The 13,612-nt window shown below is 68.9% G+C and carries 3 protein-coding genes and 2 pseudogenes; 3 read left to right on the top strand and 2 right to left on the bottom strand.

Annotation, left to right across the window (positions count from 1 at the left end):
- The first annotated feature begins 260 nt into the window (after positions 1 to 260).
- Complete coding sequence (locus ACIP4Z_RS21405) at positions 261 to 11,144, top strand: LamG-like jellyroll fold domain-containing protein (RefSeq protein WP_401310292.1); 10,884 nt, start codon at positions 261 to 263, stop codon at positions 11,142 to 11,144.
- 78 nt (positions 11,145 to 11,222) lie between these two features.
- Positions 11,223 to 11,981, top strand: coding sequence for a hypothetical protein (locus ACIP4Z_RS21400; RefSeq protein WP_401310290.1), 759 nt, complete (start codon positions 11,223 to 11,225; stop codon positions 11,979 to 11,981).
- 142 nt (positions 11,982 to 12,123) lie between these two features.
- Here the strand turns inward: ACIP4Z_RS21400 and ACIP4Z_RS21395 are convergent.
- Together ACIP4Z_RS21395 and ACIP4Z_RS21390 are read right to left on the bottom strand one after the other, a co-directional pair.
- Positions 12,124 to 12,369, bottom strand: a pseudogene (locus ACIP4Z_RS21395) (tyrosine-type recombinase/integrase); the annotation flags it as partial.
- Between the two features lie 47 nt (positions 12,370 to 12,416).
- Positions 12,417 to 12,881, bottom strand: a pseudogene (locus ACIP4Z_RS21390) (replication initiator); the annotation flags it as partial.
- Positions 12,882 to 13,141: 260 nt separating this feature from the next.
- Here ACIP4Z_RS21390 and ACIP4Z_RS21385 point away from each other — a divergent pair.
- The gene (locus ACIP4Z_RS21385; protein ID WP_401310287.1) at positions 13,142 to 13,609 is read left to right on the top strand and encodes a hypothetical protein; all 468 of its coding nucleotides are present in this window, start codon (positions 13,142 to 13,144) and stop codon (positions 13,607 to 13,609) included.
- The last annotated feature ends 3 nt before the right edge of the window (positions 13,610 to 13,612 follow it).

The following is a 13,612-nucleotide window of genomic DNA, read 5'->3' as shown; positions in this document are numbered from 1 at the left end:
TGAGACGTCGTTGAGGGAGTCCGCCGGGAGGCCCGCGCGGGTTTGACCTCTCTTGCCCAAAAGCAGGGCGAAAGGCGGACCAAACCCCTCCATCGTAAAGATCGTTCCCGGAGCGAACCGGGACATGGGTCACAAGTCGCCGCGCTTGATGATGTACAGGCAAAGAGTGTCCCCGGATCGTCCCCACGATCTATCCGCGGGTGAGGAAAACGGTCACGATCGGCAAGTTTTCTGTGTCGATCCTGTCAGGAGCCTGTGCCGTGCGCGCATCCTTCGCCCGTCGTTCGTCCCGGAGAACAACCCTCCGTCGCCGGTGGCTGCGTGCCACCGCGATGCTCTCGCTGATCGCGCTGGCACTGGTGCTGACCACGGAGCAGGCGGCGGCGGACGGGGCGACCCTGCCCGCGCTGTCGATGCCCAGCCTCGCCTCGCTCACCGCGTGGCTGAAGCACCCCCACTGGGGGCGCGTGCCGCAGCAGGAGAGCGGCACCGCCGCCGGGCACAGCCACCGGGCGACCGCGGACTCCACCCGCGCGCACGTCGGCGCGGGGCACAGGCCCGGCAAGGCGCCCGGCGAACTCGACGCCTACCACCCGTTCCGCAAGGCGTCCACGTCCGGCCGCAGCAGTGTCGTCGGCGGCTACTCCGCCCGCACCAGCAAGCGGAACGCGGCGAAGTCGACCGACACCGTCACGGTGTTCGACAACGCGGACGGCACGCACACCCGCCGCGTGTCGCAGACGCCGGTCAACTACCGGGACGCGCACGGCGCGTGGCAGCCGATCGACACCAGCGTGCACCGCCGGGCCGACGGCCGCCTCCACGAGGCGGCCAACTCCCTCGGCGTCGACTTCGCGCCGCGCTCCTCCGCGCCGGACCTCGCCACCTTGCGCACCGACGCCGCGCACTCCGTCGCGTACGGCCTGTCCGGAGCGGCCGACGTCACCGCCGCCGTGTCGGGCGACCGGGTCACGTACCCGGACGCCCTGCCGCGCACCGACCTGGTCGTCGCCCCGTCCGCGACCGGCGTCAAGGAAGCCGTCGTCCTGCACGCGGCGAGCGCCGCCAACTCCTGGCTCTTCCCGCTCAGGCTCCAGGGCCTGACCCCCGTCCAGGTCAAGGACGGCTCGGTCGAACTGCGCGACGCCGCGGGCAAGGTGACCGCCCGGATACCGCGCGCCTACGCCTACGACTCCAAGGTCGACCGCCGCTCCGGCGAGCCGACGACGACCTACGCGGTCGACTACCGGCTGGTCGCCGACCACGGCGGCACCGCCCTGAAGGTCACCCTCGACCCGGCGTGGCTGCACGACCCCGCGCGGGTCTTCCCCGTCACCGTCGACCCCAGCATCGTCGACGGCTGGACCACCACCTACGCCGAGTCCGGCAACCCCGCGGGCGACCACTCCTTCGAGCAGACCGTCAAGATCGGCTCGTACGACTCCGGCACGCACTCCGCCAACACCTTCGTCAACCACTGGTACGGCGGCTGGGACGGCTCCAAGGTCACCGTGACCGCCGCGTCGCTGCACCTGTTCGAGACCTGGGCCTCCACCTGCACCGCCGAGCGCTTCGACGTCGCGCTGATCACCGCGCCGTGGACCCCGACCGGCGTCACCACCTACCCCGGCCCCTCGCACGGCGCGTCCATCGGCAACCTCACGCCCAGCGTCCCCATCGCCTGCGCCAACACCGCCGCCGACCCCACCAAGGGCAACGCGGTGGAGGTGCCGCTCACCACCGCCTCCATCCAGGGCTGGATGAACGGCACCACCCCCGACTACGGCCTCGCGGTCTACGCGGCCACCACCGACGCCCTGCACTGGAAGCAGTTCGGCTCCTTCGCCGACGCGGGCAAGGGCCCGTACATCGACGTCACGTACACCGGCACCACCCCGCCGCAGGTCTACCAGCAGTACCCCAACGACAACGAGGTGGAGTACACCACCACCCCCCAACTGACCGCCTGGTCCGGCGGCGCCAACTCGCAGGCGAACACCACCACCAAGTACGACTTCCAGATCTACGACAACACCAACACCAAGGTCGTCGACTCCGGACTGCTCACCACCGGCTCCTGGACGGTCCCGGCGGGCAAGCTCAAGTGGGGCCAGAGCTACTCCTGGACGGTGCAGTCGCAGGACGCGGGGCTGTACTCCGGCGCCACCTGGTACCAGATGGCGATCCAGGTCCCGCAGCCGCTGATCACCTCGGGGCTGTCCCAGAACAGCAGCGACCACGGCTACGACCCGTCGATCGGCAACTACACCACCTCCGACACCGACGCGACCGTCTCCACCGTCGGCCCGAGCCTCGACGTCGACCGCGACTACAACTCCCGTGACCCGCGCTGGACCGGGGCGTTCGGCGCGGGCTGGTCGAGCATCTTCGACGCCCGCGCCACCGAGCAGTACAACCCGGCGGGCGCCGTCGTCTCCAACGTCGTCACCTACCCGGACGGCTCCCAGGTCGGCTTCGGCAAGAACGGCGACGGCAGCTACTCGCCGCCCGCGGGCCGCTTCGCCACCTTCAAGGCCGTCACCGGCGGCTACACGCTGACCGACAAGAACGCCACCGTCTACGCCTTCACCCAGTCGCTGGGCTCCGGCGCGTACGGCATCACCTCGGTCACCGACGCCAACGGCCGCGCCGTCACCTTCACCTGGACCAGCGGCCACGTCACCACCATGACCTCGGTGACCTCCGCCCGCGCCCTGCACCTGACCTGGCAGACACCCACCGGCGCGAGCGCCGCGCACGTCGCCACCGTCGTCACCGACCCGGTCACCGCGACCGACCCGAACTCCGCGCAGACCTGGACGTACGGCTACACCAACGACCAGCTCACGAAGGTCTGTTCGCCGATCTCCAGCACGCAGTGCACCGCGTACAACTACACCGCGGGATCGCAGTACCAGAACGCCGCGCTCGACCTCGACCCGCGGGCGGTGTGGCCGATGTCCGAGGCGTCGGGCACCGTCGGCAAGGACGCGGTCCTCGCCAACCAGGGCACCAAGAACCTCGCGTACAGCGGCGTCACCTACGGCCAGGCGGGCCCGCTCACCGGGTCGGCCGCCACCGCCATCGGGTTCAACGGCACCAGCTCGTACGCCACCCTCCCGTTCGACATGGGCAACAACACCGACTCCGGCGCCCTGTCGCTGTGGTTCAAGACCTCCGCCGGGCCCGGCGTGCTCTACTCCTACGCCTCGCAGCCGGTCACCGCGGGCGACTCGCCCGGCGGCTACACCCCGGCCGCCTACGTCGGCACCGACGGCAAACTGAAGGCCGAATTCTGGTACAGCGGCGGCATCGCGCCGATCAGCACCACCGCCTCGGTCGCCGACGGCAAGTGGCACCACATGGTGCTGTCCGCCGCGGGCAACAGCCAGACCCTCTTCCTGGACGGCGCCAAGGTCGGCTCGGTGTCCGGCTCGATCTCCATCCAGCCCGGCATCGCCTTCGGCAAGAACCAGCCGTACAACACCCTGGGCGCGGGCTTCCTCGGCGGGGCCTGGCCCGACCAGCCGCACTCCAGCACCACCGACAAGACCGGCTACGCCACGTACTTCAACGGCGCGATCGCCGACGCCGCCTGGTACGACCGCCCGCTGGTCGCCGCCGACGCGAGCGCGCTGCGCACCTACGGCACCCACGCCGCGAGCCTGCTGAGCACGGTCACCCGGCCGTCCGCCAAGACGTACCACGCCATGACGTACGACCCGGCGACCACGGCGCTGACCCAGCTCACCGACGAGAACGGCGGCGTCTGGAAGCTCGGCGCGCCGACCGTCACCGGCTCCAGCCAGACCTACCGCGGCGCGGTGCTCGGCGGCGCGCCCGCCACGTACTTCCGGCTGGGCGAACCCGCGGGCGCCACCACGGCGCTGGACGAGACGCGCGGCGGGACCGGTACGTACAACGCGGTGACGCTCGGCGCGACCGGGCCGTTCAGCGACCAGAAGGCCGCCACGTTCAACGGGACCAGCTCCTGGGTGAAGGTGCCCGACACCGTGACCGGGGACACCGCGGCCTCGGCCGAACTGTGGTTCAGCACCACCCACGGCGGCGCGATCCTGCTCAACACGCAGAGCGCCGCGATCGGTTCGACCGTCTCCTCCACGACACCGCAACTGTGGATCGGCAGCGACGGCAAGCTCTACGGCGGCTTCTACACCACGTCCGGCTCGGTGCAGATGGGCACCACGGGCACCGTCACCGACGGCAAGTGGCACCATGTGCTGCTCAGCGCCGGAGCCACCAGCCAGACCCTGTACCTCGACGGCGCGCAGGCCGCGACCAAGACGGCCACGGCCGCGCTGTCCAACAGCGCCAGGACCACCGCCTACATCGGCGCGGGCACCACCGGCTCCGGCTGGACCGGCCTGACCAACGGCACCGTCGCCTACTTCAACGGCACGCTCGCCGACGTCGCCACCTACCGCACCGCGCTGACCGCGCAGGACGCCGAGAGCCACTTCCAGGCGGGCAAGAACTCCACCGGCCTGCTGCCGGTGGAGACCGTCAAGGTCACCTCCCCGGCGAACAAGGTGACGACGTACACCTACGACGTCGTCAACAACGAACGCCAGCTCACCGAGACCGACGGCCTCGGCAACAGGACCAGCTTCGGCTACGACACCGGCGGCTACGAGCACACGGTCACCGACCCCAACGGCGCGATGACCGTCACCGGCCACGACGTCCGCGGCAACGTCGTCTCCTCGACCACCTGCCAGAATCAGGCGGCCAAGGTCTGCTCCACCGAGTACTACACGTACTTCCCCGACGACACGACGGAACAGCTCACCACCGCCGACCCGCGCAACGACGTGCTGCTCACCGAGCGGGACGGCCGCTCCTCCTCGGCGACCGACCCCACGTACCTGACCTCGTACACCTACGACGCGTTCGGCGACGAGACCGCGGTGACCGGACCGCCGGTCGCGGGCTTCCCCAACGGGCGCGCCTCGACCACCGTGTTCAGCGACGGCACCGCCACCTACCCCGCCGCCGACAGCGGGAACGTGCCCAAGGGCCTGCCGGTGCGGTCGGTCTCGCCCGGCGGCGCGGTCAACTCCGTGTCCTACTTCCACAACGGCGACGTGGCCTCCTCCACCGACGCGGTGGGCCTGGTCACCAGCTACACCTACGACGGCCTCGGGCAGGTGCTCACCAAGAAGGCCGTCTCCGACACCTACCCCGCAGGTCTGACCACGTCCTACACGTACGACAAGGCCGGGCAGATCACCGAGGAGGACGACCCGCAGCTCACCGACCGGGTCACCGGCGCCACCCACGCGGCGGCCACCACCACGGTCTTCGACGCCGACGGCGACATCACCTCGCAGACGGTCAAGGACCTCAGCGGCGGCGACGCGCCCCGGACCGAGACCCAGACCTACGACGCGTACGACCACGTCCTCACCCAGACCGACGCCAACGCCAACGCGGGCGGCACCAACGGCGGGACGACGACGTACACGTACGACACGTCGGGCAACAAGACGCAGGAAGTGTCCAAGTCGGGCACGGTCACCAACTACACGTACGACGACAACGGGCACCTGCTGACCCAGACGCTCCAGTACACCGGCGACCCGGTCAGCCCGCAGGCCGCCACCACGCTGACGGAGTCCTCGCGGGCGTACGACCCGGCGGGCCGGCTGGCGTCGGTGACCGACTCGATGGGCGCCACGACGTCGTACACCTACACCGACAACGGCCTGGCGGTCACCGCGACCAAGAAGAGCGCCGACGGCACGGCCTCGACGGTGCTCCAGACCACCACGTACGACGCGGCCGGGAACCAGTTGTCGCAGACCACCGACAACGGGCAGACGGTCGTCAACTTCACGGTGGACGCGGCCTCCAGGACCACGAGCACCACCGTGGACCCGACCGGCGTCGACCGGGTGACCAGCGTGTCCTTCACCCCGGACGACCAGGTCGCCACCCAGAACGAGCACGACTCCTCGGGCTTCGACCGCACCACCTCCTCCACCTACGACGCGGCGGGCAACACCCTGACCGAGACGCTGCACGGCGACGCCTCGGGACACCCCTCCGCCTGGTGGAAGCTCGACCAGACCACCGGCTCCACCGTCACCGACACCTCGGGCAGCGGCTACACCGGCGCCGCCTCGGGCGTCACCTGGGGCGGCGGCGCGGCGACCTTCGCGGGCACCTCCGGCCAGCAGATCGCCACCAACGGCCCGGTGCTCAACACCGCCGGGTCCTACACGGTCTCCGCCTGGGTCAACATGGCGTCGCTGCCGACCCACAACGCGACGATCGTCGCCCAGGGCGGCACCACGGCCAGCGCCTTCTACCTCCAGTACAACTACGCGCACACCAGCGCGCCGCTGTGGAGCATGGAGCAGACCAGCGCCGACACGGCCGCGCCGACCTTCCCGTCCGCGTACTCCACCGCCGTGCCCAAGACCAACACCTGGACGCACGTGGTCGGCGTGTACAACGTCGCCAACGGCGCCAGCCAGATCTACGTCAACGGCGCGCTGTCCGGCAGCGGCACCAACACCGCGCCGTGGTCCGCGAACGGCCCGCTGACCATCGGCGCGGGCAAGTACAACGGCGCGCCGACCGACTTCCTGCCCGGCGCGGTCTCCAACGTGCAGGTCTACCCGCGCGCGCTGACCGGCACCGAGGTCAACACGCTGTACGGCAACGGCCGTACCGGCGGCACCGTCGGTTCCTCCACCGAGCAGACCACCCGCTACACGTACGACAAGCGCGGGCTGCCGAAGTCGATGACCGACGCGGACAACTTCACCACCGACTACTCCTACGACGAGGCGGGGAATCTGGCGGTCACCACCGCACCCGCCGTCCAGGTCGAGACCGGCGGCGGCCAGCCGGTCACCCAACGGCCGGTCACCACCAGCGGATTCGACACCTTCGGCGAGGCCGTCGAAGAGGTCGATCCGACCGGCAACCAGACCACCACGGTCTACGACGCCAACGGCAACAAGGTCTCCGAGACCCTGCCGCCGTACACCCCGGCGGGCGCGTCCGCCCCGCTGGCGGCCACGTCGACCTGGTCGTACGACTCCGACGGCAACCAGATCTCCTCGACCACGCCGGGCGGGAGGACCACCGGCTTCCTGTACGACCAGCTCGGCGACCTCGCGCAGGTCACCGAGCCGGACGGCACCAAGCTGCACACCACGTACGACACCAACGGCGACCAACTGTCGGTGACGGACGGCACCGGGGCCGTCACCCAGGCCACCTGGGACTACCTCGGCCGGCAGGTCACCGCGACCACGCTGGAGCGCTTCCCGTCCAACCGGGTGCTGACCACCACCAACTCGTACGCGGTGACCACCGGGAATCCGTACGGCGCGAATCTGGCGTCGACCACGACGCCCGCCGGGGTCACCACCACCTACGGGTACGACCGGGCCAGCGAGGTCACCTCGGTCACCGACGGCGCGGGCAACACCACCAAGTACACGTACGACTTCATGGGGAACCGGCAGAAGACGATCCAGCCGGACAACACCTGGACCGAGACCGACTTCGACGTCGCGGGCAACCCGACGCTGAGCACCCAGTACGACGCCGCCAACACGCAGCTCAGGCAGACCCACCAGGTCTACGACGGCGTCGGCAACCTCACCGCCTCCACGGACGCGAACGGCAACACCAGCCACTTCACGTACGACGCGGCGGGCACCGTCACCCAGGAGATCCAGCCGGTCACCGCGACCACCTCGATCACCACGTCCTTCGGGTACGACGCGGCGGGCAACAGGACCCGGTTCACCGACGGCCGCAACAACTCCTGGCTGTACGGATACACCCCGTGGGGCCAGCAGGAGACGGTGAAGCAGCCGGCCACCGCCCAGTACGGCTCGGCGGCCGACTCCACGACCACCAACGTCTACGACCTCGACGGGCAGTTGGTCTCCAGCACGCTGCCCGGCGGCGTCACCCACACGATGACGTACGACCAGCTCGGCAATCTGAAGACCGCCTCGGGACAGGGCGCCGACGCCGCCACCGCGACCCGCAGCTTCACCTACGACCACGACAACCAGGTGACCGCCGCCGACACCGCGGAGGCGGGCACCACCGGCGCCAAGGACCACCAGGCCGCCACCCACGAGACGTTCAGCTACGACGACCGCGGCGACCTGACGTCGGCGGGCGGCTCCGGCGGCTCGTCCAACTTCACCTACAACGACGACGGTTCACCGCTGACCCGCTCGGACGCGGCCGGCACCACCTCCTACGGCTACGACACCGCGGGCCGGCTGTCCACGCTCAACGACGCGGCCTCCGGCACCGCGCTCACCTACGGCTACAACACGCTGAACCAGACCGCGTCGGTCAAGTACGGCGCGAGCGGCCAGACCCGCACCTTCACGTACAACACCGCGCACGACCTCACCGGCGACACCCTGACGCAGGGCGCCAGCACACTGTCGGCCATCACCTACGGCTACGACAGGAACGGCAACCTGACGTCGAAGAACACCGTCGGGGTCGCGGGCGCCTCCAACAACGTCTACACCTACGACCAGGCCGACCGCCTCAGCTCGTGGAACAACGGCACGGCCACCACGAACTACTCCTACGACGACTCCGGCAACCGCACCCGCGTCGGCGCCGACGTCTACACCTACGACGCCCGCGACCAGCTCACCTCGGACGGCGTCCACAGCTACGCGTACTCCGCGCGCGGCACCATGACCTCGGACACCTCCACCGCCAACGGCCAAGTCGCCTACTCCACCGACGCGTACAACAACCAGATCACCGCGGGCACGCACTCGTACACGCTCGACGCGTCGGGCCGGAACATCACCGACGCCAACTCGGCCGACCAGTCCTCGCGCGCCTTCCAGTACTCGGGCGCCGACAACACCATCGCCGCGGACGGCAACTACAGCTATACGTACGATCCCGGCGGCTCACTGATCGGCATCAACGGCGGCACCGCGCCGGGCACCGGCCAACTGGCCCTGACCGACAGCCACGACGACGTCATCGGGAACTTCGCGCCGGGGGCGACCACCCTGGCCGGTTCCACGACGTACGACCCGATGGGCAAGGTCACCGCCAACAACGGGCTCATCGGCCACCTCGGCTTCCAGTCCGGCTGGACGGAGGCCGACACCGGCAAGGTCGGCACCGCGTCGCGCTGGTACAACCCGGCGACCGGCACCTTCATGAACAAGGACTCCGCGTCCGTCAACCCGGTGCCGAACGAGGCGGCGGCCAACCCCTTCGCGTACGTCGGCGACAACCCGCTCGACGGCACGGACCCCTCGGGCAACTGGGGCCTGGGCAGCGTCTGGCACGCGGCGAGTCACGCCGTCAGCCACGCGGTGAGCAGCACCTACCACGCGGCCACCTCGTACGCCTCCAGCAGTTGGAGCTCCTTCAACTTCTACGCCTCGTACGCCTATTACCACTACACGCCGCCGATCGTGCACAAGGTCGTGCACGCCGCCAAGCGCGTGGTGAAGAGGGTCGTCCACCACGTGCGGGACGTCTACCGCGCCACCGTCCGCTACACCCGCCGCGTCTACCACTACGCGGCGCGCAAGGTGAAACGCGTCGTCCACGCCGCCGTGCACGCCGTCCACTCGGCCTACCACGCGGTCAAGAAGGTCGCGAAACGCGTGGTCCACGCGGTGAAGAAGACCGCCAAGGCCGTGGCGAAGGCATCCAGAACCGCGTATCACGCCACCGTCAAGGCCGTGAAAACCGCGGCCACCTACGCCAAGCACCATGCGGCGGCCATCACGTCCTTCGTGGTCTCCACCGCCGTCTTCATGGGCTGCGAGGCGGTCACGGCGGGCGTCGGCTCCATCGGCTGCGCGGCGGTCGCGGGCGCGGCCGGGTCACTGGTCGAGCAGGGCTTCAAGTGCGCCGAGGCGGGCGGCGCGGCGTGCAGCGCGGGCGCCTTCGCGACCTCCGCCGTGACGGGCGCCGTCGCGGGCGCGATCGGCGGGGCGCTCGGGTCGCTGGGCGGCAAGGTGCTCAGCAAGTTCGCCCCCAAGGCGATGGAGGCCGTCGGCGGGTTGTTCGGCAAGGGCGCCACCGAGGCCGAGGAGGCGGCGGCGGGCGACGCCACCCAGACCGCGGCGCGCCAGGGCGAGTCGGGCGCCGCCAAGTCGGCCACCGACAGCGGGACCTGCCACAGCTTCACGGCCGGCTCCCGTGTCCTCATGGCGGGCGGCGGCACCAAGGACATCGACCGGATCAAGGTGGGCGACTCCGTCGTCAACTCGGTGCCGGGTGCCTCCGGCACGCAGAGCCACAAGGTCACCGCGGTGATCGTGACGACGACGGACCACGATTTCGTGGACGTCGGGGTGAAGCCGGTCGCGGCCAACGCCGTGACGTCCGCCGCGAAGAAGGTGGTCCGGCGCGCGGCCCTCGGCCTCGCGGCCTCCGCGGCGGTCCTGGGCGCCCTGGGCGCGACCCACCACGCGGCCGACTCCCACCCGGCCACGGCCCCGGTGGCGGCGGTCTCCCCGGCCGCCCCGACGCCCGCGAACGGCCACCTCACCACCACCTTCCACCACCCCTTCTACGACGAGACCCAGTCCGCCTTCGTCGAGGCCAAGGACCTCCACCAGGGCGACCTCCTCCAAACCCCCACCGGCACCGCCCAGATCACCACCGTCCGCCTCTTCCACGCCCACACCACCACATACGACCTGACCATCGGCGACCTCCACACGTACTACGTGGAGGCCGGCAACACGCCGGTCCTGGTCCACAACTGCGACGTTTCGCTGAGTCAGAGGGAGGCGAATACGCTGCGCGTCGGTCCTCATGCTGATGAGTCGGTGCCTGCGACCGGGCCGGTGGTTACCTCGGAGCAGAGTGCGGCCATGCAGGGAAGGCCATGCCACTCTTGCGGTGGGAGCAGTCCGACGATGACGGGTGACCACCAGCCGTCTACTGGAATTGGACCGACTAGCCTTCCGCGCAGCCTGTTTCCTCACTGTGAAACGTGCAGTGATACTCAGGCGGTTGCCGTATCGAAAGCCCAGCAGATGCTGCGCAATCACGGCTATCACGATCCCACGTTTGCAGGACTGCCAGGGATTCCGAGTGCAGCTGAGAAGCTAGCGGAGCTACTGCCAGGCCATACGCGGTAGTAGGGTCAGGGTGCGCCCGGTCAGCGATGGCGCTGACCGGGCGCACCATCAAGCTCAGATTGGGTAGTTGGCGGAGAAATGCTCATTGGTAGTGCCGAGCTTTACTTGAACCATCGCGTGATCCGTATTGGATCGACGGCCCCGCCGGAGGAGGTTCTGGCGCTGGCCGGTGCGCCACTGGTGGCGTCTAGGAGTCACGTCCAGATCGCCGCACGTGCGCAGGTGGGGCTGGTCCGGGTCAGGCTGTGGAACAGGGCTGGCCCGGCCGCGGGCAGCGTCCTGTTCGACGGGGACCTGGTGCTCGACGACGGAGCCATCGGAGTCGGCGACATTCTCGGCGTGTCACGTTTCGTGCAGAACGTCGGGGATCCTGGCGTGCATCACATCCGAGTCGCTGTCGATGATCCAGGGGTTGCTTCCCGTGTCGACGTAGTTATCGATTCCGGACGTGACGGGCAAGCACTGACAAGCGTGGATGGTTACCCGCTGCCCCAGTTTGTAGTAGCCGAGAATTTCAATCTGGGTAAATCCGATGAACTCGGACTGATTCTTTCGGTACACGATATGCCGCATAATCGCCTTGCCGCCGCGTTCAAGGTGATCAAGCTGGCCTCGGAATCAGATCCTTTGGACCGTGTAGAAATTCTCAGGGAATTTCGAATGCGCATGGTCTGCGAGTGGCTTAGGTGGCTCGCCCCCGCGGCCTCTGCGGATGCAGTGTCTGCGATTGCCGGTTACATGTCCGAACGTCTGTATGGAACGGCGACGGTAGGTCTCGACCAAGTTTCAGCAGGGCTCGCTGCGGATGTACTTGCCCGGCTGTGCGATGACCGCTAGTAGATGTTGCGCTGCTAAGTGTCGTAAACAGTAGCAAATTTTAGCCCCGCCGAGCTGTGTGCGGCGGGGCTAAATTACCGCCTGACGGCAGTAGTTGACGGCAACGGCGGCGGACACAGTGGTGTCCGCCGCCGTCTGGCTGTCAGGGGCAGCCGAGCGCGTGGCCGAGCAGGTCGATGGCGTCGCGCTGGAGGCGGATGCGTACGTGGGCGTAGACCGTGGCAGTGACGCCGATGTGGGCGTGTCCGAGGAGTTCCTTGATCACGACGAGTTCGACACCCTGTTCCAGGAGCAGGGTGGCGGTGGAGTGGCGGAGGTCGTGGAAGCGGATGCGGCGGAGGCCGGCCTTTTGGAGGAGCGCGATGAAGGTGCGGGTGAGGTGGCGCGGGCTTGTTCGGTGCGCCAGGTGCGGCGGGCGTCGCGCAGCGCGCCCAGGGTGGTGGAGTAGCTGCGGGATTTGGTGGAGAAATGGCCCCGGAAGCCGAGCATGTGCGCCCACTTCCAGAGCTTGAGGCCGGTGAATTCCTGCAGCCTGCCCCGCTCCCAGCAGGTGCGGATCATCTGCCGGACGTGGCGGGGGACGGCGAGGCGGGGCAGGGGCCGGGCCTGTCCGGTGCCGTCGCAGGCGGTGCAGGGGAGCGGGGTTCCGTGGGACAGGAGGGTGGCGCCGCGTCCCTGGCAGGGGCGGCAGAACAGGGCGTGGTCGAGGGTGCCGGAGGCGTCGGCGGACTTGGTGGCGTAGTTGGCCACGTAGGCGGCGACCGCCTGGTCGGTGAGTTCGCTGTCGGTGCCGAAGGCGGCGATCTCGCGTACGTCGAGCTGCTGGCCCCAGGCGAGGTCGCGTTCCCCGACCGCGGAGTCGACGGAGATGCGGGCGCTCGGTGCGGCGGTGCGGATGGCATCGGTGAGTACGGCGGCGTTGGCGTACGAGGGCGGGGGGTGGGTGTTGCCGTCGGGGCCCCCTCCTCCGCCAGGCCGACTGGACCGTGGACGACCTCACTGAACATCTCAAGTAGCCATACAGGTCTAGACCACTGACGGCAGCAGCGCCAGCAACAACCACGCACATCGGCGCACGACAAGGGACCCTGACGGACCGCCAAAGCCCCGCCCACCTGCCAAAACGCACGTAGAGCAGGGTGGAGTGTCACACGTACTATGTGCTGGCAGGGATTACGCCGGTCCTGGTTCACAACTGTGGTCCTGGGGTTGCAACTGAAGACGATGCGATGCTTGCTCTCAACCGTGCGGAAGAGTTGCAGGCGTCCCGCAATGATTACTTCATGGCGGACGTGAAGGGCACCACGGCGGTAATTGGTGTCTTCAACTCTCAGACGAAGACGTTCACCACTCGGATCGGAATCAATGGGGGCGGCGCAATGCCTTCCGGGTGGACGCTTCGACCGGGAGAGGAATTCGTGCAGGCGGCTGGACATGCAGAGGAAGGGATCCTTAACAGCTTGGGGCCAAATGAGCATGCAGTGTTCGGTCCGGCATCGCGAAACTTCTGCGTTGCCATCTGTTCGCCCGTGCTGAACGTTCGCGGGGTGATGTTGGGTGGCGCAGGAATCCGCGGTCATGCTGCACAAAACTCCCCATTCACAATCTTCTGGGCCACTGGAGGCTAGAGG

The organism is Streptomyces sp. NPDC088910, from assembly GCF_044749865.1.
GTDB lineage: Bacteria > Actinomycetota > Actinomycetes > Streptomycetales > Streptomycetaceae > Actinacidiphila.
The sequence above is the reverse complement of the archived record's forward strand: the minus strand, read 5'-3'. Positions and strand labels throughout refer to the sequence as shown.